This is a genomic window from Collinsella sp. AM40-7AC (genome assembly GCF_003468125.1).
Taxonomy (GTDB): domain Bacteria; phylum Actinomycetota; class Coriobacteriia; order Coriobacteriales; family Coriobacteriaceae; genus Collinsella; species Collinsella aerofaciens_O.
This window is the reverse complement of the sequence record NZ_QSGK01000005.1, coordinates 169952-193904: the sequence shown is the minus strand read 5'-3', so window position 1 is coordinate 193904 and position 23953 is coordinate 169952. Positions and strand designations below refer to the sequence as shown.

Sequence of the window (23953 nt, the reverse complement as noted above, 5' to 3'; positions counted from 1 at the left end):
GACTCTATGACGGCAAGCGACGCGACCGCGACAATTAAAAAGGGAAATTCGGAGCCAAGTTTCGATAAAACGGCTCAGCGTGTCCTCAATCTTTTCTTTGTGCTCAACAGCTCCCCCGAACCGCTGACGACCGAGCAAATCGTCTTGGATTCTGACCTGGGATATGGCTCGGGCAACATTGACTCGGATAAGCGCAAGTTTCGGCGCGATCGTGACAAACTGCTCGAGCGTGGCATCTTAATCAAGGAGGTTCGCCCCGCCGGTGCGCAGGAGACCGAGGAAAGCTCGTGGACAATCGACCGCGAGCACACGTTTGCTGCAGGCGGCCTCATCACCGCAGACGACGCCGATATCCTGCTCAACGCCATCGACCAGACGCTAGCGGCCGGCTCATCCACCTTTGCCGCGCCGCTTGCCGATATTCGCTCCAAGATTGCCTACCTCACCGGCATGTCGGCGGTGGACGATGCACCGATCCGCCGCTCTCCCACCGTCGATGCGGTATGGAGCGCCTTTGCCGAGCGATGCGCGCTGCGATTTTTATATCAGAACGGACGCGGCGAGCAGAAAGAACGTACCGTCTGCGTCTACGGCATGTTCGAACGCGAGGGCGTGGCGTACTTCTGCGGCCTCGACAATGTCACCGACGACATCAGGACATTCCGCTGCGACCGTATCGTTCGCGCTTGGCGTCCTTCGAAGGCCTACGCCATCCCTGCGGACTTCAATCTCAACGACTATCTGTTCTTTGAATTCGATTTCGCCGACCGACCGCCCGTTGCAGCTACGTTCTCGTTCGCCCCTCAGACGCAGATCGATATGATCAACGGCCTCACGCGCGGGCGAGGCGAGCTCGCACACACCGATGCAGGATGGACCTGGACCGTTGACGTGCGCGACCTTGAAGCTGCCGCCTCATTTTGCATGGCCCACGCCATGGACGGCATGAGGCCCGTGGTCCCCAAATCGCTCAAACAGGCGTGGAACCACCTCATTGAAAGGACGGTGCACGAGCATGCCCGTGCGTAAACTCACCAGCGAGCAGAGGCTCTCGCGCGCCATCGACATCATTGAGGCCCTCTACGCCGCTGGCGAGAGCGGCATGACACGAACTGAGATTTGCAGTCGCTTTGACATCACGGGGGTGTCGCTCGACGAGATTCTCGAGATCGTCTCGACGCTCGCGGACCGAGAATCGGGTGCGCGCATCATCTGCGAATGCCACGGCGAGCGTGTGGTCCTCACCGGTGACGCCGGGCGTGTGCTACCGCTGCGTCTGAGTGCCGCCGAGGGCGCTGTGCTCAACCACGAACTTGAATCGTTGGGGATCGAGCCCCAGGCGGCGGCTCGAATTCGACACGCTCTTCTACCCGAAGAGCTCGGCTATAACCAGCGTGTCTCTGACACCGTCAGCCACGGGTCGCACTGGCAGCAGCTGAGCTGCGCCATTCAGGACGGCGTTCGCTGCCGTATCTCGTATCGCTCGATGGACGATGCACGGCCACGCGAGCGTCTGGTCGACCCCTTGCGCATTACGGCAAACGGCGACCAAACATACCTGATTGCCTGGGACATCGCGGTCGATGAGCAGCGCACCTATCGCATGGATAAAATCGAGGGACTCGCCTTGACGGAAGACTCCGTCGTGCCTCACGTACCGGACGTTGCATCCCTCCACGATTCCCTTGCCCGGACGCAGCGTAGCGCAAAGCTCTTGATGCCATTCGATATGGCGGAGCATCTGGACTGGGCCGGCATCACCCTAATCGAGCGCAGCGGGACAGACATGGCAACGGCAACCGTACATTACGGCTCCGAGCGTTGGCTGCTGAGCCAGATAATCGCAGCGGGCGGAGCCATCCGCATCTTGGATGACCCCGCCCTGTCAAAGCGTCTGTGCGATATGGCAAAAACCCTCGTCTGTCCGCTTTAGCGCCGCCGCTCGTGGCGTGCACGCCACAGCTGTAGATAGTGCCCGATCTGCGCCGATTCGATGCGCTGGTAGGAGCTCGTGGGCAGCGACGTTAAGAACTTCTTGCCATAGCCCTTCGTCACCAGGCGAGGATCTGCCAAGATCAGCACACCGCTATCGGTCGACGAGCGAATCAAACGCCCCGCGGCCTGCTTAACCTCGAGCACCGCCTCGGGCAGCGAATAGCGCGCCCATGCGCGGTCTTCGCGCAGGTTGCGCTCGCACGAGAGCGGGTCCGTGGGGCTTGAGAACGGCAACTTGGGAATGATGACGCAGCGCAGCGTCTCGCCGCTGGCATCAAACCCCTCCCAGAAGGCCTTGAGTGCAAAAAGCGACGAGGTCGGTTCGTTGATAAACCGGTCGCGCAGGCGACGAGGAGATGAGTTGCGCTGCTGGCAGTTGAGCTCCAGACCCGCACGGGCCATCTTGGGCTCAACGCGGGCGTATAGGTCCTCCATGTCGCGCCGATTGGTGAACAACGTGAGCACCGATCCGCCCATGGCAAGATGGGCGTCGACCAGTACGCGCTCGAGCGCCGTAAGATAGCTCTCACGATCGCGCGGATCGGGGATATCGCCCGCAACGACTACAGCCATGTTCGAATCGAAGTCGTAGCTCGAATCCAAGTGCAGCGATGACGACGTTGAAGCACCGATGCGATCGAGCCCGACAGCATGGTTGAAGTGCTCAAAGCTTTTGGACACCGTCATGGTCGCTGAGGCAAAGATAGCCGTGTGAACCTCGGGCAGCCACTCGGTTGCCAAGGCCTCGCCAATGTCGATGCGCTCTGCGGTCATCGACTCTCCGCCGGCACGCAGCCTGCGATTGACCTGCAGCGAATACACGTAGTGTTCATCGGTGCCATCAATGATGAGTTTGAGGTTCTCGGCCAGCTCGTGCAGGCGGCGCGAGATATCACCCAGGTCGACAACAACCTCGGGCTTGTCGGCGGCGACGGCTTGCACCAGCGCGTCGACGCTCTTGTCAGCTTGTTCCAATGCGGCGATGGCAGTGTAGGCCGACTGTAAGAAATCATGCCAGTCGTCTGATTCGCGCAGCTCGGGGCCAATCCACAGATTGGCATTGTCATAACTCCCACGGGCACGGCGGCCGAGCTCGCGTACTCCATCGAACACGTCGGCGATCGCCATGCTCGCGCGCGCAACCGTCGACGTCGCCTTGGCAGTAAGGCCCAGATAGAGCGTAGAGCCCTCGGAGGTTGCCAAATCACGGGAAACCTGGCTTAGCGCGCCGGTGCTCGAGCCACCCAGGCGCTCAAACAGAACGCGTGATTCGTCCGCCGACACCACGCGCGCCCACTGGCGGCGCGCCTCGCGCTCGATGGAATGGGCCTCGTTGATTACCCAATGACGAATCGGAGGTAAAATCCTGCCCTCGGCCGCGACATTGCGGAACAGCAGGGAATGGTTGGTGACCACCACATCGGCATGCGCCGCACGACGGCGAGCGCCGTGGACCAAACATTTATCAGGGAAAAACGGGCAGAGGCGGCGAGCACACTCGCGCGAGGCCGTCGTAAAGTCGGGGCGGTTGACGCTGCGCCACCGAATGCCGAGCGAGTCGAGGTCGCCATCGGCCGATTGGCAGACGTACGCCATAATGACCGCGACCGCCGTGAGCGTATCCGCCGGATCGCGCTTGGTGGTAATCTCGACCTGGCCGCGGCTCATGCGCTCAAGCTTGCGCAGGCACGGATAGTGGTCATACCCCTTGAGAGCGCAAAACGACAGACCACCGTCCAGTTGCTCGGCAAGTTTTGGCAGCTCATGGTACATGAGCTGGTCGGCAAGATTGTTCGATTTGGTCGCAATACCAACCGTGATGTTGTTACGGCGTGCTGCCTCGGCAAAAGGCACCAGATAGGCCATCGATTTGCCGACGCCTGTGCCTGCCTCAATTACTCGATGAGTGCCCGTGACCAGCGCATCGCGGACCTCGAGCGCCATCGCGATCTGCTCATCACGCGGCTCGTAGGTGGGATACATGCGATTGACCAGGCCACCTGGCGCATAGTCTGCCTCAATCTCCTCACGACTCGGCATCTTAAGGACCGGTAGCTCGTCCGCATCAACGCGATCGTCGGCGCGATCGGCCTTGAGAACGTCAGCACGAGCGGCGCTGAGAGAGAAGATAGAACCAGGGTTCTGCCCTGCCAAGAACGAGAAGATAGGACGATAGGACCAAGGCACGTCCGGATGCATGTCGGCTAGGCGCGCCATGAGGCCCTGGGGCAAGTTGGTGAGCGCCACGAGCAACACGCGCCATACGCCACACAGGGCGTCGACGTCGGCATTGGCACGGTGTGATACCGAGTCGCAGCCAAACAGATCGGCCATAAAAGACAGCTTGTGAGAGGCCAGGCGCGGAAGCGCGATGCGCGACAGCGCCAGCGAATCGATCCAAATATCGCTCACGTTGACGCCGCCTTTGACCGACTCGATAAACGAGCGGTCGAACGTGGCGTTGTGTGCGATCACCGGACAGCCACCGACAAAATCGGCGAGAGCGGCGACGGCCTCAACCGCCGACGGGGCATCTGCCACATCGGCATTTGTAATGCTCGTGAGCTCGGTAATCTCGGCGGGAATCAGCTGCTTGGGATGCACGAAGGTATCGAAGCGGTCGATGACCTCGCGGCCCGAAAGACGGGCCGCCGAGATCTCGATCAGCTCGTTGTCCTGCACCGAAAGACCCGTGGTCTCGGTATCGAGGACAATCACAACTTCCTCGATAAGGCCGAAGGACTGCGTTTTGGCGCGGTCGGCAAGCGTGGCATAGGAGTCGATGACAAACTGCGGCGTTCCTGACGAAACCGCGTCCTCGATTAGCATGCAATGCCCGCTCGACGAAGGCCCATACGGATCAGGCTGTCACAGACCTGCGGGAACGTCATGTCGTCGGTGTGGCGGATCTCATCCGGATACAGCGACGTATCGGTCATGCCGGGAATGGTATTGGTCTCGAGGATAACGGGGCCGTCCTCGCTCACAATAAAGTCGCTGCGCGAGATACCCAGGCAACCGAGGGCCTTGTGAGCGGCACAGGCAAGTTCCTGAGCGCGAGCGTAATTCTCGGGTGAAATCTGCGCCGGAATGCGATGGATATCCGTAGGGTCGACATACTTCACGTCCAGATCATAGAACTCGCAGTCCTCGGGCTTACGAATCTCGACAATCGGCAGGGCGCGCACGTCATCTTCGCCGTATACGCCGACGGTGATCTCGGTACCCTCGATGCACTTCTCGACCAGCACTTTGTCGCCGTACTCAAACGCCTTGGCGATTGCCGCGGGCAGCTCGGAGGGCTCATGGACCAGGGAAATGCCATAGCTGGAACCGTTGACGGCCGGCTTCACAAAGCAGCGCTCGCCACAAACCTCGACGATATGATCGATATCGACTTCATCGCCCACCTCGAGCGCGAGGCCGGGGGCAATGGGAATGCCTGCCTTGGCGTACAGGAGCTTAGAGACCTCCTTGTCGGCACCGCAGGCGCTGGCAAGCACGCCCGAGGCTGTGTAGGGGATACCCAGGGTCTCCATGGCACCCTGCATGGCACCATCCTCACCGCCGGCGCCGTGCATGGCGATAAATGCCACGTCGAAACCACCGGTCGCCATGGTTACCATAAAATCATCGGCAGCCGTGTCGAGCAGCTTCACCGAAGTGTAGCCGGCCTCCTTCAGGGCCGCCACGACGTTCTTTCCCGAATTGAGCGAGATCTCGCGCTCAGCGGAATGACCGCCCGCCAAGACCGCTACGTGCATGTTCTCTAGGCTTTTACCCGGCATGGGCAGACTCCTCCTCTATAATTTCTGCAGCTGATACCATATTGTAGCGATACCCTCTACGTTTCCCCAAAATCGAAAGGCTTCCATGAATCCCAGGACTAAATCTCAGGACATTCGCGACTTGAGCCAAAACGATATTCGCGAGCTCGTGGCCGAACTTGGCCAGCCCGCCTTCCGCGCGAAGCAGCTCATCGAATGGGTCTTTGAGAAGAACGTTTGTTCGTTTGACGATATGACCAACCTCCCCAAGGCTTTCCGTGAGCAGCTTAAAGAGGCTTTTGCCTTTGATACGCCGACTGAACTCACCAAGCAGGTTTCCAAAGATGGCTCGCGCAAGTATCTGCTCGAGTACCACGATGGCATTTCCGTCGAGACTGTCGGCATGCCCCGTCGCAACAAGCTTTCCGTCTGCGTTTCCACCCAGGCAGGCTGCGGCATGGGCTGCGCCTTTTGCGCTACCGGTCTCAACGGCCTCAAGCGCTCTCTGACCGCTCAAGAGATCGTCGACCAGGTGCTTCATGTATCCAACGACTTTGGCGAGCGTGCCACAAGCGTTGTCTTCATGGGCCAGGGCGAGCCGTTTGCCAACTACGACGAGGTTCTCAAGGCACTGCGTATCCTCAACGACCCCGATGGCATCGGTATCGGCGCTCGCCACCTCACCGTCTCTACCAGCGGCGTTATTCCCGGTATTCGCAAATTTGCCGATATCCCCGAGCAGTTCACGCTTGCCGTTTCCCTGCATTCCGCCATCCAGTCGACGCGCAATAAGCTCATGCCCGGTGTCAAGAAGTACACGCTGCTTCGCCTTCACGAAGCGCTTCAGCTCTACACCGAGAAGACCGGCCGCCGCCCGACCTATGAGTATGCCATGATCGAAGGCGTCAACGATACGAATCCCGAGATGCAGGCACTCTGCGACTTCTGCGAGGGAACGCTGTGCCACGTTAACCTGATTCAACTTAACGACATCGAGGGCAGCCCGCTCAAGCCGTCGCCGATTCATAAGGTTGAGGATCTTCAGCGTCGTCTTGAGTCCCGTGGCATCGAGACCACGATTCGTAACTCCCGTGGTAACGATATTGACGCCGCTTGCGGACAGCTGAAACAGCGCTTCAAAGTTCAGAAGAACGCATAGGGGAGTCGCACTCCAAAACGTTTCATGTGAAACATCGAACGGCCCCGGTTGCAGGATATGCAACCGGGGCCGTTTCATTTATTGACCTCAATTTTGGACCAGCTGCTACCTTTCCCATTTTTTACGGACAAAATAAGGGGCCCATGTCTCATGAATCAGACAAGGGCCCCTCAAAATATGCAAAGTAATTGTTAGGTACCTAATAGCCTACATTTTCCCATTGGTTGCTAACCCAACCTTGATTAATCTTAGGATTTTTCGTTACCTGAGCAGTGCGCATGGCAACATCTTCTGTCATAACATCCATTTTCTTCTTGGATGTATCAACGATATCTTGCGCTCCACGAAGCAAACGACCTCGAAGTTCATCGTCTGTCGCGATCTTATAGCCAGCAAAGGCACCAGCCGCGACAGTCGTCACCAATGCAATCGCAGTAATAATCTTATTCCTCATCTTGGCCTCCTTGATCAAACTGAATCATTTCACCAAGAATACGAGAGAGCTCTTCCTCGTCTTTAAACTCAATCTCAATCTTATTCTTTCCACGCGAGCTCTTCACACGCACGTTGGTATTAAATACCTGACGAAGTACACGCGCAGCCTTTTTAAAAGACTGCGGCGTTGCGGGCCGCGGCGTCTTAGGTGTCTCTCCGGCAGAAAACAATGGAGCAAGATTTTCTGTCGCTCTTACGGAAAGGCCCTCCGCAACAACCTTCTCTGCAAGTCGAATTCGAGCACCCTCATAGGGAACTGCAAGAATCGCACGTGCGTGACCAGCAGTAAGTTTACCCTCAAAAATCATCTGCTGAACTACTTCGGGGAGATCGAGAAGGCGCAGCGAGTTTGTAATTGCAGAGCGTGACTTGCTTACGGCCTTCGACAATGCCTCCTGGGTCATACCGCTAGCATCGATGAGCTGGCGATAGCCCTTAGCCTCTTCGACGGGATTCAAATCAGAACGCTGAAGGTTTTCGATAAGAGCAAGAGCCAGCATCTCTTCATCATTAACATCTTTAATGATGACAGGCAGTTCCTCAAGACCAGCAAGCTTTGACGCCTGGTAACGACGCTCACCAGCGATGATCTCATAGCCGTTTCCATGCTTGCGAACCAAGAGCGGCTGCAGAACGCCATGTTCTTGGATTGACTCGCTCAACTCGCGAAGTTCAGTTTCATTAAAGTGAATTCGCGGTTGATTAGGGTTGGGAACGATATCCTCAATAGGTAGTTTTGTTTCAGATGCGGCATTTGAAGCAGATGCAGCAGAACCACCGGTCTCATACTCAGCCTCTGAGACCAAAGCATTGAGTCCGCGTCCCAATCCACCACGTTTCTTTGCACTAGGCACGCTTGATCACCTCTTTTGCAAGGTTCATATACGCTTTTGCACCCTTATTTTGAGGTGCATAGGTAATTACCGGTTCTCCAAAAGACGGAGCTTCAGAGATTTTAACCGTACGGGGAATCAGCGTCTTAAACGCCTTATCACCAAAGTACGATTGAACTTCCTCAACAACCTGATTCGACAAAGAAGTACGTGAGTCATACATGGTCATAAGCACGCCATAGGTGTCTAAGCCCTTATTCAGACGTGATTTGACCATCTTCATTGACTCAAGCAGCTTCGTAACGCCCTCGAGTGCGTAATACTCACACTGGATTGGAATCAAAACGCTATCTGCTGCGGTCAAGGCATTGATAGTAAGCAGGCCGAGCGAAGGAGGACAGTCAATGAAAATAAAATCGAACTCGTCCTGAATCGGCTCAAGCAAATCTTTGAGGCGGGTTTCACGAGCAATTGCGCTTACGAGCTCAATTTCGGCACCTGCAAGCTGAATCGTAGCTGGAATTACGAATACCTTTTTGCAATTTGTATCAAGAACAAGCGATTCTGCCGGCACATCATTCAACAATGCATCATAAATGCAGTGATCAAGGTCTTCTTTTTCAATTCCAAACCCACTGGTACTGTTTCCCTGCGGATCAAAATCGACAATCAGTGTCTTACGACCCTGCTCACCCAGTGCTGCTGCAAGGTTTACAGCCGTCGTTGACTTACCGACGCCGCCTTTTTGATTGATGATTGCAATGATACGCGTGTCTTTTGCGTTCTTAGAACGCTTAACGTCGCGAAATCCCACGGTCCCTCCTGGTGTGTATTAAAGCTGTCAAACGGAGGATGTTTCACGTGAAACATTCCGATTCGATATCAACCGCCATGTTTCACGTGAAACACTGCAAGTTGTTAGTATCCATTATGTTTCACGTGAAACATCTAGGCAAGCGGATTCTTCTTTGCCATGCCATTTGCACGAGGCAATGAAACGGATGCTGGATGACTCTTCTGAAATACAATAAACTCCCTGTGGCCCAAGCCCTCAGGCAAATCGATTGCGTCATTCAGAAGCAAAGTGAAGCCACAAATCTTAGCTGCTGACATGCCGGAAGCAAGCTCCTCAAACGAAGGATTACCCTTGGTGATAACAAATAGCCCTCCGTCTTTAATGAACGGAGCCGCATACTCAACAAGAATCGGTAGAGGAGCCAGTGCACGGGCGGTTACGACAGAAAACTGCTTCTTATGGCTTCGAGCATATTCTTCAAGGCGATCATGAACCGCATCAGCATGTTTCAATCCAAGAGCATCAACAAAAGAATTGACAGCATCAACCTTCTTCCCAACAGAGTCAATATAAGTAGCTTTACGATGCGTGGTTATGGTTAAAGGAATACCAGGGAAGCCCGCACCTGTTCCCATATCGAGCAAAGCTCCCTCAGGAGCCTTATTGATATAGGGAAGCAAAACAAGCGAGTCGAGGATATGAAGTACTACAGCATCTTCTACGTTAAGAATACGGGTAAGATTGGTTGTCTTATTTTTTTCCAGAACCAAATCCAAATGCTGAATACAGTTCCTCAGCTCAACATCAGTTACGCTCAAGGAATACTCTTTGCAATAAGAAGTTAGACGACTCAACATCTTGTCAGCCTGCTGATCAGTAAGTACTAACAACGAAAGCTCCTTTCTGACAAAAATCAGTGTATCGAGAACTTTTGACAAAAAAAGGGGACGTGGAAACCACGTCCCCTTATCATAAGCTCGAGTGGATTAACGAGCAACAATTACCACATGGCGATCAGGGTCAGAACCCTCGGAATGTGTATCGACTGCATCATTACCACGAAGCGCAATGTGAACCAGTCGGCGCTCATAGGCATTCATGGGCGGCAGGGAAACGCTCTTATGAGTACGGATTGCACGCTCGGCAGCAGACTGAGCCATAGCGGCAACCTTGTCCTGACGACGGCTCTTGTAACCCTCAACATCGACGACAACCGGATACCTAAAGCCGAGCTTACGGCTAACCAGCAGAGAGAACATAACCTGAAGGGCATCAAGCGTACGTCCATGGCGACCAATGAGAACAGCAAGATCAGGAGCAGTTACATCCAGAATCAACTCGCCCTCATCGCCTTCATATTCATCGATAGGAGAGTTGGCGGCATCGAAGTGCGAAAGGATGGAACGCAGGATGGAAATCGCGACATCGGCAATGGTGTCGAGCTCCTCGTCGGTCAGCTCTTCACCAGCCTTGTAGCGCTGTGCAATCTCGGGATAATCGCCCGCGACCTGCGGGGCAACCTCCTCAAGCATATCCTCGATGATCTCTTCAGACATAACGTACTCCAAAAGTTAGGTACCTAAATAAGATTGATATCCCACTACTTCTTCTTGTGCGGGCGCGGCTTCTTCTCGCGACGAGTGACCTCAACCTGCAGCGGCGCGTTCTTAAGGCGCTCCTCCTCATCGGCCTTCGCCTTGTCGATGACCTTCTGCGTCACAAAAATCTGCTGGATAACCTGCCAAGCAGACGAGACGTCGTAGTACAGCAGAACACCAACGGGAAGGCTCCAGCCCATCCAAAGCATCATGACCGTCATGACAACGGCCATCATACGCATGCTCTGAGCCTGCTGGCCGGTCTGGTTGCGCGACATATAGAGCTGCGGAATCAGGGTCAGGACAGCGAACAGGATCAGGCAGACCAGCGCAGGCAGCGCGACCATAAAGCCATCGGCAAAGGAGGCACTCGGCGTGGTGGTCAGGTCGGGTAGAATATTAAAGAACGAGAACGTGCCGTCGTTAAAGTAGTCCGGCAGGTTACGCAGCAGCGTAAATAGGGCGAACAGGACAGGCATCTGAATCAACAGCGGCAGACAACCAGCCATCGGGTTGAACTTGTTCTCGCTGTAGAACTTCTGCATCTCCTCGGCCTGACGCTGGGGATCGTCGGCATAGCGCTCCTGGATCTCGAGCATCTTGGGCTGCAGCACCTGCATGCGAGCCGTCGACTTGGTCGACTTGAGCATAAGCGGCGTCAGCAGCAGACGGATGATGACCACCAGGATGATGATGGACAGGCCCCAGTCGACCGCAAAGGTCTGGATGAGCTTGAGCAGCTCGAAAAGGATGTTAACGATCCAATCCCACATGTAAGTTTTCCTCCGATAGCGAGTGCCCGCTAGGGCACAGGGTCATAACCGCCGACGTGCAGGGGATTGCAGCGAGCGATGCGCCTCACGGCAAGCCAGCAGCCTCTCAAAACACCGTACTTCTCAATCGCCTGGATGGCGTATTGCGAGCACGTTGGGTAATAAATGCAGGCGTCAGGCAATAAGGGCGAAATAACCTGTTGATATATGCGAATAGGAGCGATGGCAACACGTCGCAAAACGTGATTGCTCATCGCTCCTCCCCGGCAACGCCGGCGCGTTTCATAAGCGAACGCAATGCCTTGTCCATCTCCTGCGGCGAGGAATCCCTCGTCTTGGGAGTTGCGAACAAGATGATGTCATAACCCGCAACGGGAAATCCGCAGCTGCGGGCGGCCTCGCGCATCACACGCTTAGAACGGTTGCGCACGACAGCACAACCGAGCCGTTTAGCACCAACGAAGGCGACCCTTCCGGAGTCGCCTTCGCCAACCGATTCACATATGGTCATTCGAATCAGAGGGTGATTGAAACGACGCCCCTGACTGAACACATGCTCGAAATCTTGCCGAGACTTAATAGTCTTCATGCGAGATGTGTGTATCGCTGCTAGACAGTGAGACGCTTGCGGCCCTTGGCGCGGCGACGGGCGAGCACGGCACGACCACCCTTGGTGGCCATACGGGCACGGAAGCCATGGGTCTTGGCACGCTTACGCTTATTAGGCTGATACGTACGCTTCATCTTAAGTTCCTCCTGCTGCATTTCGAGTGTCCGCGGGAGCGCGGACGCAGATATAGACACGTGAGCTTGAAGATTGTAGGGAAATCAATGTTCAAATGTCAAGAAATCAAAGGTAAAAGGTTGCGTAGTTCACACGGTTCCCCCATAAGCTCAACCGAATTTTGCGGTGCATAACAACTTTTCACGATATTTCATCGAGTTTTCAACAGGTCATGTTGGCAATGTTGAGAACTTTTCGCCCGTTTTCCAAGGTTTTCAACAGGTTTTGAAAAGTTGTCGAAAGATGAGAAACATTGCACGGTGAGCTACTATTTATTCGAAACCTTTTGAACGATTGCGAGCGGCATGTCTGACGACTTTTACACCATGGTCGATTCCGGAGACCCGGCACCCGACAACGAGCACATCACCGGCGTGCGCGAAGAGCGTGACGAAGGCGAGCAGACGACCACGCAGGCGCCAAAAGCCATGTACGCCGCGCGCATCGCCGTCTATGACGACATGTTGTCGACACCGCGTGTGATCGTCATTGATCCGCAAGATGTCCGCACGTATTTGGAAGAGACGACCAACACCGTCTACCAGTGCATGAAAGAACAAGGTGGCCATATCTCGCTCATGGTCATCCGCGAGATTGTCGAAAACTTTATCCACGCGCACTTTGCCGAGCCCATCATCTCGATTCTGGACGGCGGGGACACCATCCGCTTTGCTGATCAAGGACCCGGTATCGACGACAAGGAACGCGCTTTCGACTTTGGCGTTACCAGCGCAAACAGCAAGATGAAGCGCTATATCCGTGGAACCGGAGCAGGGTTTCCCATGGTGCAGGAGTATTTGGAAAACGCCGGCGGCGCCGTGTCCATCGAGGACAACATGGGCAGCGGCACCGTGGTTACGGTAAGTCTGGACCCCAAGCGCGTGCAGGAAATCGAGCGTGCCGGCGGACGCGGTGCTGCCGTGCGGCCCGAGACGGAGCAGTCCACATATCCCCTGCCGGGAGCTTTTGCGCAGCAGCCCATGGCAACGCAGCAGATGCAGCCCCCCGTGGGGCAGATGCAGCAGCCCGGAATGCTTCCTACACAAGAGCCCCAGGCGGCATCGATGTCGATGCCGCCAAACATGCCAGAGGCCATGCCGCTGGCGGATCAGGATGCAGCAGCAATGCAGCAGGCGACGGGGGCACCGGGTGGCCAACAAATGGGCTATCAGCCGTACCATCAGGGATATCCATATCAGCAGATGCCGCCACTGGGGTATGGCCAGCAGTTCCCGCAGCAGTACCAGCAGGGATATCAGCAGCCGTACCAGCAGATGCCGCAGCAGCAGTACAACCCCTGGGCCCAGCAGATGCCTCCGCAGCCTTACCAACAGTGGCCCCAAAGTTTTCAACAGCAAATGCCGCCCATGCAGAGTTCTCAACAACCAGCAGCTCAAATGATGTATCCTAATGCAGCAAATCAGTATGCGCAGCCACAACCGGACGTGTTCGTAAGCGATCGCGGCAACGCCGCGCTGGGCTATCTGGCGCAAAATCAAGCGTGCGGTGCTACCGATCTGGCGAGGGCGTTTGGAAACTCGGCCCCCACTTGGTCACGCACGCTCAATGACTTGGCGCAGGCCGGCTTGGTCATCAAGCATGGCCAGAAATACCATCTGACCGAACTCGGCGCCGCTCGCGTGCGAGCTCAGAGCTAAAGAACGGGAGAGACAGTGGACGAGGAAGCAAGCATCATCCTGGGGGATGCCATCGCCTTTTGCCAGCGCGACGGCCAAGATGCACGCCTCATCAACATGCTGGGGCAATCGCGAGCCATAAGCCTGACCGAAGACACGCTCACGATCGAGGCACCCTCGCGCTTTGCCATCGCGCAGCTCAAAAAGCATCAGCCGACTATTGAGGCCTATCTGGAAGAAATCGCCTTTGCGCCGATTGCGCTCGATATCGTGGCACCGCAAGGCGCAACGGCCGAATCCGCTGCCGCGACGGCGCCCGCCACGGCTCCCGCTACTTCCCCGGCGGCGCCGGCCGGCGCGGGCGCCGTGCCGACAATCGAGCACCAGCACGGCGATGTTTCCCGTGAAACCATGACACCGTTGCCGACCGCGGCGGCGACGTCAACGAACGCGCCCGTCACGCACATGCCCATCGCTCACGACGCAGCGGCGGGCACGGATTCGGGCATTGCAATCAAGAACACGCTCTCGGCCGATGATTTTCGTCGCATGATGAACCAGATGAAGGGCGGAACGCCGACTACATCCACGCAAGCTGCGACCCCTGCTTCACCCATGCCAGCACCGACCGTGCCGGCCGAGCAGAATACGGATGGAGCCCCACTCGCCGCGAACTCAAAATTTACCTTTGAGAACTTTGTCTACGGCCCCGAGAACAGCCATGCCTATCGCTCGGCACTCAAGTTTGCCGCCCTCGCGGACGAACGCGGCACGTGCACATCGCTGTTCATCTACGGCAAATCGGGCCTGGGCAAGACGCACCTGCTGCTTGCCATCAAAAACGAGCTCGCCGAGAAGTCGCCCGAGATCAAGGTGAAGTACGCCAACTCCCAGGCATATCTGGACGACCTGATGACCGAGTTCGACCGCCAAAAGAAGAGCAACGCCCCCATCATGCAGGCGTACCACGGCGTAGACGTGCTCATCATCGATGACATCCAAAACATCATCGGCAAGCGCGCGAGCGTGGACTATTTTTTCCAGCTCATGGACGAGTTCATCCGCAACAACAAGAAGGTCGTCATCGCGGCAGACCGCGCCCCCAAGGACCTGAGCATGGACGAGCGTCTGACCAGCCGCTTCAACGCCGGCATGCTCTGCCTGGTCGCAGAGCCCAGCTACGAGATGAAATACAAGATCTTGCAGCGCTATTACGAGAACACCATCGTCGCCGCTCCCGAGGCAGGCGACGACTCGTTACTGGCGGCCTACGGGGGCGACGGCGGGCACCTGACCGACGAGCACTTTAAACACATGGCAGAGGTCTCGGGCACCAACATCCGCGAACTCGAGAGCTTTTGCGAGCGCTGCGCCGGCGAGGCGGGCGACCGCGAGCGCGAGGGCGGGGAGCTCACCTTTGACGATATCGACGCCATCGCCAGCCAGTACTTCGACACATCGGCCAAAAAGATCAACGTCCAGACGGTTCAATCCGTCATCGAAGAGCAGTACGGCGTGACGCACGAGGAGCTCATCGGCCCGCGACGCAACGCCAATATCGCCAAGGCACGCCACATTGCCATCTATCTGGCCATCGAGATGTGCGAGATGACGACCACGGCGGTGGGCGCCGAATTTGGCAACCGCAACCACTCGACCGTCAGCACAAGCTACAAAAAGGTCCAGAAGATGATCCAGGAAGACCGCACCGTCACCGAAGACCTCAAGTCGCTGCGCGATAAAATTACACTGCGCTCGTAGGGAAATAGAGACACCTGTTGAAAACTTGTCGAAACCACGGGCATAAGGTGTCTAAAACCCAACCCGCGTTGATGAAAAGTTTTGCGCAGGTTTTGAACGTGGAAAACCACCCCTGTTGCACACAGGTTGCTGTCGATTCTCTTTTTGGGTCTGACCTGCGTCTTTGGGAGTAATCAACAGTTTCGTCAGTGCTATTACTATTATTAAGATATTTATATCTATAGAAAGGTATTAAAAGATGAAGTTCACCGTCAGCCAGAGCTCGCTTACACAAGCCATCGGCGTCGTTATGAAGGGTGTCGCTTCGGCATCCACCCTTCCCATCCTGTCGGGCGTGCTCGTTAAGGCGCAAGACGGCATCTTGGAATTCCAGACCTCTAACTACACCATCTCGATCCGTCATCGCATCGCGGCGCATGTCGAAGAAGAGGGCGAGATGGTTATCCCCTGTAAGATGCTCTCCAATATCACCAAGACCCTCCCCGATGCCCCGGTCACCTTTGAGCTGTCTGAGCGCCAGGTGCTGATTGGTTGCGAGAAGAGTTCGTTCCGCCTGAACACACTCGATGCCAATGACTTTCCCGAGTTTCCGGCCTATGCCATCGAGAGTGCCGTGGAGCTGCCGACCGATGTCTTGTCCGAAATGGTCGGCCGCGTGTGGCGCGTCACCTCGACCGACAAGGCCCGCCCCATCCTGGGCGGCGTGCACATGAAGGTCGAGAACAACACCGTACGCCTGGTGGCGACCGATTCCTTCCGCTTGGCCGTGTGCGATACGCAGGTCGAGACCTCGACCCTCGAGGGCTCCTTTGAGCTCAACGTTCCGGCTGACGCCTTTAACGACGCGCTGAACATCATGGCCAGCCAGGCGACCATCATGATCGGGGCTACCGACACCCAGGTCGTCTTCGAGGCCGGCAACACCACCTACGTGTCGCGTCGTATCGAGGGCGTGTACCCCAACTACAAGCAGCTCATCCCCGATTCGTGCGTGACGAGCGTCAAGATCGACGTCGCCGCCTTTAACGCCGCCCTCAAGCGCGTGGCCGTTATTGCGAGCGCCAACCCCGCCGTCAAGTTCGAGATCGATGTCGAGAACGGGCAGATGGGCCTGTCCTCCATTTCCAATGACCAGGACCTTGCGCAGGAGACGATCGATGTCGAGGCCGAGGGCGAGTCAGGTACCATCGCCTTCAACTACCACTACATCTTCGGCTGCCTCAATGCCCTGTCCAAGGAGAAGGAGATCACGCTGGAGCTCAAGAGCTACTCGCAGGCGGGCATCTTTAAGTCCTACGATAAGATCAACTACCTGTACCTGGTCATGCCGGTCCGCATCTAGCGCTGCGCTATGACCATGTTCGCCCGCGATCTTTCCGTCGCGCACTACCGCAGCTTCGATAGCTATCGCCTTGCCCTGGACGAGGGCGTGACGATACTTGCAGGACCCAACGCGGCGGGAAAGACCAATCTCATAGAGGCCCTGCAGCTGCTGACGAGCGGCGCCTCGTTTAGGCATCCGACCGCAGCGGAGCTCGTCCATGACGGCGTGGGCTCGTGCAAGATCGAGCTGAGGCTCGAGGGCGACGGCCGCGTGCTTGATATGGGATTGAGCGCGGAGGACGGTAAGCGCTCGTTTAGCCGCAACGGCAAGAGATGCTCTGCCGCTGGTGTGCGCGGGGTTCTGCCGAGTGTGCTGTTTTGCCCCGACCATCTGGACATGGTTAAGCGAGGCGCCAGTGTGCGCCGCGCCGCCCTCGATGACTTTGGCATGCAACTGAGCGCACGCTATGCCGATCTTGCGAACACCTATGGGCGCTGCGTGACCCAGCGTAACGCCCTGCTCAAGGAGACCTGGTGCTGCCGCGAGATGCTCGGCGCGTGGAACGAATCGATTGCCCGCGCGGGCTCGGCCCTGCTCGTGCACCGGTTGGCCCTGCTCGACCGGCTGGCGGGCCATGTGCGCGCTGCCTACGGGCAAGTGGCGTCCGGTGAGGCCGCCAACGTGTCCTATGCGTCCACGCTGGGGGATTTGCCCCAGGTCGAGAATCGCGAAGAGCTGAAGGGCTGGGCGTACGAGCGCATGCTGGCCGCCCTTGATGAGCACGCCGACGAGGAAATTCGCCGCGGCGTGACGTTGGTGGGACCGCATCGCGACGAGATTGAATTTACCGTGGCGGGTCGCTCCGCTCGTTCGTTTGCCAGCCAAGGACAGCAGCGAACGTTGGTGCTGTCCTGGAAGGTGGCCGAGGTGGCCGTGGCTCGCGATGTCCTTGGCACCGCCCCACTGCTGCTTTTGGACGACGTGATGAGCGAGCTCGACGGCGAGCGTCGCGGCGCTTTCCTGCGGCTGATTGGCGATGATATCCAGACGGTCATAACCACGACCAACCTGGGGTACTTTACCGATGACCTGCTTGATCGAGCCAAGGTGGTGAGCATGGGTGAGACGTGCTAATTACGAGCGCGAGAGCGAGACGGTCGCCTTCAGCGGCTTTTTGAACGCAGAGCGCCAGCGCATCCTGGCGTCGGCGACCCCCGAGCGCCGTGCGCAGATGGAGGCCGCCGAGGAGTCGCGTGCGGTCTATCGCGCGTGGAACGCGGTGTGCTCGGGCACGCGCGAGGGGCGGCATGTGACGGGTCTGCGCTACCTGCCCGAGTCCAATGAGCTGCTGGTATATCTCGATTCGCCCTCGTGGACGCAGGAAATGACGTTGTTGCGCGAGATCATCCGCGCGCGCATGGAGCGCGCCGGTGCTCATGTGGACGGCCTGGTGTTCAAAACCACCGCGCCCGGTCACACGTCGCCCGCCGCCAAGGAGCGCCTGCGCCCAGCGACGATCGAGCGCCCGCCGGCCCCACACGCCGACCTAAGTGAGGCCGAGCGCACCGAGATTGAGCGCCAAGTGGCGCCCATCGAAGACCAAAAACTGCGCGAGGCCCTCGAGAATGCCATGAGAGCCAGTGCCGAGTGGGCCAAGGGCGTGCAAAGCAAAAAAGAGCCTTAAATCGCATCTGGTGGCCTTGTAGAGCCAAATACCCTCGTTCCCGAGGGTATTTTTTTACGATAAACTAGTAAGGCTGTACACATTTTCTTGACTGAAGGAGGACGTGTGGCAAACGAAAACGATTACGATGGCGGCGAGATTAAGATTCTCGAAGGTCTCGAGGCCGTTCGTAAGCGCCCGGGCATGTATATCGGCTCGACGAGCGCCAGCGGTCTGCATCACCTGGTGTGGGAGATCGTTGACAACTCCGTCGACGAGGCCATGGCCGGTTTCTGCACCGAGATCCAGGTGACGGTCCACGCCGACAACTCCATCACGGTCGTCGACAACGGGCGCGGCATCCCCGTCGACGAGCACCCTGTTAAAAAGATCCCGACGCTCGAGGTCGTCATGACGATCTTGCACGCCGGCGGTAAGTTCGATAACTCGGCCTATAAGGTCTCGGGCGGCCTGCACGGCGTGGGCATCTCCGTCGTCAACGCACTGTCCAAGCGCGTGGTCGTTCAGGTTCGTCGCGATGGCAACACCTACGAGATGGAGTTCTCGCGCGGCAAGACCGTCAAGAAGATGGAGGTCGTGGGCACCTCGGATTCGACGGGCACCACCGTCACCTTCTGGCCCGACGACGAGATCTTCGAGACCTGCATCTACGATTTCGATACGCTGCACAACCGTCTGCAGGAGACGGCGTTCCTCAATAAGAACCTCAAAATCGTGCTGACCGACGAGCGCGAGGCGACTCCCCACGTGGAGGAGTTTTGCTACGAGGGCGGCATCATCGACTTCGTCAAGTTCCTCAACGAGGGTAAGGACGTCCCCGAGGCCTTTAAGGAGCCCATCTACATCGAGGGCAAATCGGACCCGGATGCGCCCGTGGCCAAGATGGGCGAGGTCGAGGTTTCCCTGCAGTGGAACAGCGGCTACGGCGAGAACGTCATGTCGTTTGCCAACGACATCTACACTCCCGAGGGCGGCATGCACCTTGAGGGCTTTCGCACCGCGCTCACCCGCGTGATCAACGACTACGCGCGCAAGCAGAACCTGCTCAAGGAAAAAGACGCCAATCTGACCGGCGACGATGTGCGCGAGGGCCTTTCGGCCGTTATCTCGGTCAAGCTGCCCGATCCGCAGTTTGAGGGCCAGACCAAGGCCAAGCTCGGCAGCTCCTATATGCGCGCGCTGACGCTCAAGATCGTGACCGACGGCCTTGCCGATTACTTGGAGGAGCATCCCAAGCCTGCCCGCGAGATCGTCAAGAAGGCGCAACAGGCCTGCAAGGCGCGCAATGCCGCCCGCAAGGCGCGCGAGGCGACCCGCCGCAAGAGCCTGCTCGAGACGGCGTCCCTGCCCGGTAAGCTCGCTGACTGCTCGGTGCGCGATGCCGAGCTGACCGAGCTCTTCATCGTAGAGGGCGACTCGGCAGGCGGTTCGGCCAAGGACGGCCGTCGCCGAGACATTCAGGCGATTCTGCCCCTGCGCGGCAAGATTCTGAACGTCGAACGCGTTGGTGACCATCGCGCGTTCTCGAGTGACACCATCCAGTCGCTGATTACCGCGATCGGCTGCGGCGTCACGACGATTGCCGGCGACGGCGGCGACTTCGATATCACCAAGGCGCGCTACCACAAGATCATCATCATGACCGATGCAGACGTCGACGGTGCGCACATCCGCATCCTGCTGCTGACGTTCTTCTACAAGTACATGCGTCCGCTGATCGATGCCGGCTACGTCTATGTTGCCTGTCCGCCCATCTTTGGCATTAAGGTGCGCAACAAGATCCACTACGTGTATCCCAACGGCCGCCAGCCCGAAGACGAGATCCTGCGCGACACCATCCAGAGTCTGGGCCTGAACCCCGACGATAACGACGAAGACGGCAAGGCCAAGGATGGCAAGATCACCAAGAAGCGCAAGGGCTATACCGTCCAGCGCTACAAGGGTCTGGGCGAGATGGACCCCAAGCAGCTCGCCTCGACGACGATGGATCCCAAGACCCGCATCCTGCAGCGCGTGTCGATCGAGGATGCCGTGGTGGCAGACCGCGCCGTGCGCGAGCTGATGGGTTCCGAGGTCGGCTATCGCCGCGAGTACATCGAGAAACACGCGCATGACGCACGATTCTTAGATGCCTAACCTGTTCGGCTTTCCCAGCCACCGCACCTTCGCTCTCAATCGTCGGTCGCGTACCCAAGTACGCTTCCCTCCTCTTTCGAGCGAATCTGCGGCACCTGGAAAAGCCGTCTCCGTCCTAGTGACGGGGACGGGGACTATCTGATTTGAACCACGCAAACCATGAGGAGGTAACGTGGCAGACGATATCAACAATAACGAGGGTATGGGCGAGGCCGGCGATGCCGGCATGCCCGACGATCTGAAGCGCCTGCTTGCCCGCGCTGAGCAGGGCGAGGACGGCGATCCGGACGCCTATAACCCCGATGCCGATGATGATGAGGAAGAAGACGACGACGGCGAGCTCGAGGAGAGCTTTGGCGAAGTCGACCGTGGCGCCTCGGCCGGCGAGGATATCAATGGCGGCCAGCTCCAGATTTCGGAGTTCGGCCGTGAGATGAAACAGTCGTTCATCGAGTATTCGATGTCGGTCATCACGGCGCGCGCCCTGCCGGACGTGCGCGACGGCCTAAAGCCGGTTCACCGCCGCATTCTGTACGCGATGAACGAGAGCGGCATCTACCCCAACCGCCCACACAAGAAGTCGGCCTGGACGGTCGGCGAAGTTATCGGTAAGTACCATCCGCATGGCGACGCCGCGGTCTACGAGGCAATGGTTCGCCTGGCGCAGTGGTTCTCCATGCGCACGCCGCTCATCGACGGCCACGGCAACTTCGGCAACATCGACGGCGACGGCGCCGCTGCCATGCGTTACACCGAGAGCCGCCTGGCAAAGCCCGCCATGGAGCTGCTGCGTGACCTGCAGAAGGATACCGTCGACTGGCAGCCCAACTACGACGAATCGCTCGCCGAGCCTCAGGCGCTGCCTGCGCGCTTCCCCAACCTGCTGGTCAACGGCAGCCAGGGCATCGCCGTCGGCATGGCCACCAATATCGCCCCGCATAACCTCACCGAGGCGATCGAGGCAACCTGCTACCTGATCGATAATCCCGACGCCACTGTCGACGAGCTCATGCAGATCATGCCCGGTCCGGACTTCCCCACCGGCGCCATCATCATGGGCAGCGCCGGCATTAAGCAGAGCTACGAGACCGGCCGCGGCTCCATTACCGTGCGCGCCAAGGCCCACGTGGAATCCACCAAGACCGGCCGCAACCGCCTGGTCTTTACCGAGATTCCCTACATGGTCAACAAGGGCACCCTGCAGGAGAAGATCGCCCAGCTCGTCAACGACAAGCGCATCGAGGGCATCTCGGACATGCGCGATGAGTCCAACCAGAAGGGTATCCGTCTGGTCATCGAACTCAAGAAGGGCGTCATCCCGCAGGTCGTGCTCAACAACCTGTACAAGTACACCTCGCTGCAGACGACCTTTGGCGCCAACAACCTGGCGCTTGTCAACGGCGTTCCCAAATGCCTGAGCCTGCGCGAGATGCTGCAGCACTACATCGACCACCAGGTCGACGTCGTCACCCGCCGCACCCGCTTCGACCTTAAGAAGGCCCAGGCCCGCGCGCATATCCTTGAGGGCTACCTGATGGCCCTTGACCATATCGACGAGGTCATCAGCATCATCCGCTCCTCGCAGACTGATTCCGAGGCCAGCAGCCGCCTGATCGAGCGCTTTGGCTTTACGCCCGAGCAGACCACGGCCATCCTCGAGATGAAGCTGCGCCGCCTGACCGGCCTGGAGCGCGACAAGATTCAGGAAGAGCTGGACGGCTTGCGCCGCGCCATCGCCTACTACGAGGACCTGCTGGCGCACGAGGAGAAGATCCTGGGCGTCATTAAGGAAGAGATGCGCGAGATCTCCAAGAAGTTCGGCGATAAGCGCCGCACCGAGATCAGCCATGTCGAGAAGGACCTGGACGTCGAGGACCTCATTGCCGACGAGGACATGGTCGTGACCATCACCCACACCGGCTATGTCAAGCGCATCCCGGTGGCCGCATACCGCGCCCAGAAGCGCGGCGGCAAGGGCGTGTCGGGCGTCAACCTCAAAGAGGACGACGTTATCGACGAGATGTTCATCGCGTCCACGCACGAGTACGTGCTGTTCTTCTCGAGCAAGGGTAAGGTCTATCGCCTGAAGGTGCACGAGCTGCCGGTGGGTACGCGCCAGGCGCGCGGTACCGCGATCGTCAACCTGCTGCCCTTCGAGGAGGGCGAGAAGATCGCGAGCGTCATCAGCTGCCGCGAGTTCCCTGCCGACGAGTACCTGATGTTTGCCACCAAGAGCGGCATGGTCAAGAAGACCGTAATGAGCGCATATGACCGCAGCCGCCGCGACGGCCTGATCGCTATCAACCTGCGTGACGACGACGCGCTGCTGAACGTGCGCCGCGTGCGCGAGGGCGACAAGATTATCCTGGCCACCACCGCGGGCAAGGCGATCATGTTCTCCGAGGAGCAGGTGCGCGCCACCGGCCGCGATACTAGCGGCGTTCGCGGTATCGGTATGAAGGACGGCGTGAGCGTTCTGGGCATGGAAGTCACTAACGGCAACGGTGATTTATTCGTCATCACCGAGCGCGGCTACGGCAAGCGCACGCCGGTCGCGGACTACCCGGAGCAGAATCGCGGCGGCCAGGGCGTCTACACCATCCAAATGACCGAGCGTAAGGGCAACCTCGCGGCCATGAAGACGGTGGGCCCGCAGCACGAGCTGTTCATCGTGACGGAAGGCGCGACGGTCATTCGCGTCAAGACCGACGAGATCAGCCAGACCGGCCGCGCCACCCAGGGCGTCAAGATGATGACCGTCGACAACAACGACCGCATCTGCGCCGTAGCCCGCATGACGGCAGCCAAGGAAAAACCCGAAGGCGAAGGCGCCGAGGCCGCAGCCGATACCGAAGAGGCCCCAGTCGACCTAGGCGACGGCAACGACATGCCAGAGGATCTCCTCGACGAGTAAGTAGTCCTCTCCGGTCAAAAACATCAGACCCCATATATCGGCGGTCGGCGCACCTGCGCGCCGACCGCTTTTTTGAAAACCTAGGGACCCGCGTTCGCCCCGGTCGCCCGGCGGCATATGAAGTCGATCGCGAGTTCCGCACGAGCCGGAGAGCACTTAATGTGCTCTCCGTGCGAGTCAGGACTGTCCGAGCAGGCGACTTCATATGCCGCCGGGCGACCGGGGCGAACCCCTCCAAAGATTTTCAAAAAAGTTGTTGACGCGCGCGTAACGACTCGTCTAATATATCCCTTGCGC

At 58.1% G+C, this 23953-nt stretch carries 21 protein-coding genes; 10 read left to right on the top strand and 11 right to left on the bottom strand.

All coding sequences use genetic code 11. The features are described 5' to 3' along the window. The first annotated feature begins 6 nt into the window (after positions 1–6). A complete protein-coding gene (locus DW892_RS06065; RefSeq protein ID WP_117766373.1) occupies positions 7–1029 on the top strand; it encodes a YafY family protein in 1023 nt (340 codons plus the stop codon). Then, complete coding sequence (locus tag DW892_RS06060) at positions 1016–1933, top strand: YafY family protein (RefSeq protein ID WP_117766371.1); 918 nt, start codon at positions 1016–1018, stop codon at positions 1931–1933. Before DW892_RS06065 ends, DW892_RS06060 begins: the two co-directional genes overlap by 14 nt. Here DW892_RS06060 and DW892_RS06055 read toward each other — a convergent pair. Both DW892_RS06055 and DW892_RS06050 read right to left on the bottom strand, forming a co-directional pair. Continuing rightward, positions 1930–4824, bottom strand: a complete 2895-nt coding sequence (locus DW892_RS06055) for a helicase C-terminal domain-containing protein (protein WP_117766369.1) — start codon at positions 4822–4824, stop codon at positions 1930–1932. The genes DW892_RS06060 and DW892_RS06055 overlap by 4 nt on opposite strands. Beyond that, positions 4818–5783 carry a D-alanine--D-alanine ligase gene (locus DW892_RS06050; protein WP_117766367.1) on the bottom strand — a complete coding sequence of 322 codons (966 nt, stop codon included), beginning with the start codon at positions 5781–5783 and terminating at the stop codon, positions 4818–4820. Before DW892_RS06050 ends, DW892_RS06055 begins: the two co-directional genes overlap by 7 nt. 85 nt (positions 5784–5868) lie before the next feature. On the opposite strand from DW892_RS06050, the gene rlmN reads away from it, so the two are divergent. Further along, on the top strand, positions 5869–6921 hold the full coding sequence (rlmN, locus tag DW892_RS06045; protein ID WP_055251319.1) for a 23S rRNA (adenine(2503)-C(2))-methyltransferase RlmN: 1053 nt from the start codon (positions 5869–5871) through the stop codon (positions 6919–6921). 199 nt (positions 6922–7120) lie between these two features. On the opposite strand, the gene DW892_RS06040 is transcribed toward rlmN, so the two are convergent. The 9 genes from DW892_RS06040 to rpmH all read right to left on the bottom strand — a co-directional run bounded on the left by DW892_RS06040 (position 7121) and on the right by rpmH (position 12160). Then, positions 7121–7375, bottom strand: coding sequence for a hypothetical protein (locus DW892_RS06040; RefSeq protein ID WP_117637918.1), 255 nt, complete (start codon positions 7373–7375; stop codon positions 7121–7123). Next, positions 7365–8270 (bottom strand): ParB/RepB/Spo0J family partition protein, encoded by a 906-nt coding sequence (locus DW892_RS06035; RefSeq protein ID WP_187364991.1) that lies wholly within the window; start codon positions 8268–8270, stop codon positions 7365–7367. The genes DW892_RS06040 and DW892_RS06035 overlap by 11 nt, the downstream gene beginning before the upstream one ends. Then, on the bottom strand, positions 8263–9063 hold the full coding sequence (locus DW892_RS06030) for a ParA family protein (RefSeq protein ID WP_055251322.1): 801 nt from the start codon (positions 9061–9063) through the stop codon (positions 8263–8265). Before DW892_RS06030 ends, DW892_RS06035 begins: the two co-directional genes overlap by 8 nt. A gap of 134 nt (positions 9064–9197) precedes the next feature. Beyond that, positions 9198–9863, bottom strand: coding sequence for a 16S rRNA (guanine(527)-N(7))-methyltransferase RsmG (rsmG, locus tag DW892_RS06025; RefSeq protein WP_233546849.1), 666 nt, complete (start codon positions 9861–9863; stop codon positions 9198–9200). 168 nt (positions 9864–10031) lie between these two features. Beyond that, positions 10032–10601 carry a R3H domain-containing nucleic acid-binding protein gene (locus tag DW892_RS06020; protein WP_117637920.1) on the bottom strand — a complete coding sequence of 190 codons (570 nt, stop codon included), beginning with the start codon at positions 10599–10601 and terminating at the stop codon, positions 10032–10034. A gap of 44 nt (positions 10602–10645) precedes the next feature. Next, positions 10646–11416 (bottom strand): YidC/Oxa1 family membrane protein insertase, encoded by a 771-nt coding sequence (locus DW892_RS06015; RefSeq protein ID WP_055251326.1) that lies wholly within the window; start codon positions 11414–11416, stop codon positions 10646–10648. Between the two features lie 29 nt (positions 11417–11445). After that, positions 11446–11670: a membrane protein insertion efficiency factor YidD gene (gene yidD / locus DW892_RS06010; RefSeq protein ID WP_117584026.1), complete on the bottom strand. Its 225-nt coding sequence runs from the start codon at positions 11668–11670 to the stop codon at positions 11446–11448. After that, the gene (gene rnpA / locus DW892_RS06005; RefSeq protein ID WP_117766363.1) at positions 11667–12005 is read right to left on the bottom strand and encodes a ribonuclease P protein component; all 339 of its coding nucleotides are present in this window, start codon (positions 12003–12005) and stop codon (positions 11667–11669) included. Before rnpA ends, yidD begins: the two co-directional genes overlap by 4 nt. A gap of 20 nt (positions 12006–12025) precedes the next feature. Continuing rightward, positions 12026–12160 (bottom strand): 50S ribosomal protein L34, encoded by a 135-nt coding sequence (rpmH, locus tag DW892_RS06000; protein ID WP_019127408.1) that lies wholly within the window; start codon positions 12158–12160, stop codon positions 12026–12028. Positions 12161–12505: 345 nt separating this feature from the next. On the opposite strand from rpmH, the gene DW892_RS05995 reads away from it, so the two are divergent. The 7 genes from DW892_RS05995 to gyrA all read left to right on the top strand — a co-directional run bounded on the left by DW892_RS05995 (position 12506) and on the right by gyrA (position 23656). Then, positions 12506–13858 carry an ATP-binding protein gene (locus DW892_RS05995; protein ID WP_117766361.1) on the top strand — a complete coding sequence of 451 codons (1353 nt, stop codon included), beginning with the start codon at positions 12506–12508 and terminating at the stop codon, positions 13856–13858. A gap of 15 nt (positions 13859–13873) precedes the next feature. Next, complete coding sequence (locus tag DW892_RS05990) at positions 13874–15598, top strand: DnaA ATPase domain-containing protein (RefSeq protein WP_117766359.1); 1725 nt, start codon at positions 13874–13876, stop codon at positions 15596–15598. A 238-nt stretch (positions 15599–15836) separates the two neighbouring features. Further along, on the top strand, positions 15837–16940 hold the full coding sequence (gene dnaN, locus DW892_RS05985) for a DNA polymerase III subunit beta (protein WP_099432409.1): 1104 nt from the start codon (positions 15837–15839) through the stop codon (positions 16938–16940). Positions 16941–16949: 9 nt separating this feature from the next. Further along, complete coding sequence (locus DW892_RS05980; RefSeq protein WP_117766357.1) at positions 16950–18056, top strand: DNA replication/repair protein RecF; 1107 nt, start codon at positions 16950–16952, stop codon at positions 18054–18056. Then, entirely contained in the window at positions 18043–18606 is a 564-nt protein-coding gene (locus DW892_RS05975) for a DciA family protein (protein WP_117766355.1), read from the top strand. The genes DW892_RS05980 and DW892_RS05975 overlap by 14 nt, the downstream gene beginning before the upstream one ends. Positions 18607–18711: 105 nt before the next feature. Beyond that, entirely contained in the window at positions 18712–20742 is a 2031-nt protein-coding gene (gyrB, locus tag DW892_RS05970) for a DNA topoisomerase (ATP-hydrolyzing) subunit B (RefSeq protein ID WP_117766353.1), read from the top strand. A 202-nt stretch (positions 20743–20944) separates the two neighbouring features. Next, a complete protein-coding gene (gyrA, locus tag DW892_RS05965; protein WP_187364992.1) occupies positions 20945–23656 on the top strand; it encodes a DNA gyrase subunit A in 2712 nt (903 codons plus the stop codon). Positions 23657–23953 lie beyond the last annotated feature (297 nt).

Coding starts and splice junctions, on each gene's coding strand:
- DW892_RS06060 (WP_117766371.1), top strand. CDS start 1,016: ATGCCCGTGCGTAAACTCACCAGCGAGCAGAGGCTCTCGCGCGCCATC.
- DW892_RS05995 (WP_117766361.1), top strand. CDS start 12,506: ATGTCTGACGACTTTTACACCATGGTCGATTCCGGAGACCCGGCACCC.
- DW892_RS05980 (WP_117766357.1), top strand. CDS start 16,950: ATGACCATGTTCGCCCGCGATCTTTCCGTCGCGCACTACCGCAGCTTC.
- DW892_RS06055 (WP_117766369.1), bottom strand. CDS start 4,824: ATGCTAATCGAGGACGCGGTTTCGTCAGGAACGCCGCAGTTTGTCATC.
- DW892_RS06050 (WP_117766367.1), bottom strand. CDS start 5,783: ATGCCGGGTAAAAGCCTAGAGAACATGCACGTAGCGGTCTTGGCGGGC.
- rpmH (WP_019127408.1), bottom strand. CDS start 12,160: ATGAAGCGTACGTATCAGCCTAATAAGCGTAAGCGTGCCAAGACCCAT.
- DW892_RS06020 (WP_117637920.1), bottom strand. CDS start 10,601: ATGTCTGAAGAGATCATCGAGGATATGCTTGAGGAGGTTGCCCCGCAG.
- rlmN (WP_055251319.1), top strand. CDS start 5,869: ATGAATCCCAGGACTAAATCTCAGGACATTCGCGACTTGAGCCAAAAC.
- rnpA (WP_117766363.1), bottom strand. CDS start 12,005: ATGAAGACTATTAAGTCTCGGCAAGATTTCGAGCATGTGTTCAGTCAG.
- DW892_RS06065 (WP_117766373.1), top strand. CDS start 7: ATGACGGCAAGCGACGCGACCGCGACAATTAAAAAGGGAAATTCGGAG.
- DW892_RS06040 (WP_117637918.1), bottom strand. CDS start 7,375: ATGAGGAATAAGATTATTACTGCGATTGCATTGGTGACGACTGTCGCG.
- DW892_RS06015 (WP_055251326.1), bottom strand. CDS start 11,416: ATGTGGGATTGGATCGTTAACATCCTTTTCGAGCTGCTCAAGCTCATC.
- gyrA (WP_187364992.1), top strand. CDS start 20,945: ATGGGCGAGGCCGGCGATGCCGGCATGCCCGACGATCTGAAGCGCCTG.
- yidD (WP_117584026.1), bottom strand. CDS start 11,670: ATGAGCAATCACGTTTTGCGACGTGTTGCCATCGCTCCTATTCGCATA.
- dnaN (WP_099432409.1), top strand. CDS start 15,837: ATGAAGTTCACCGTCAGCCAGAGCTCGCTTACACAAGCCATCGGCGTC.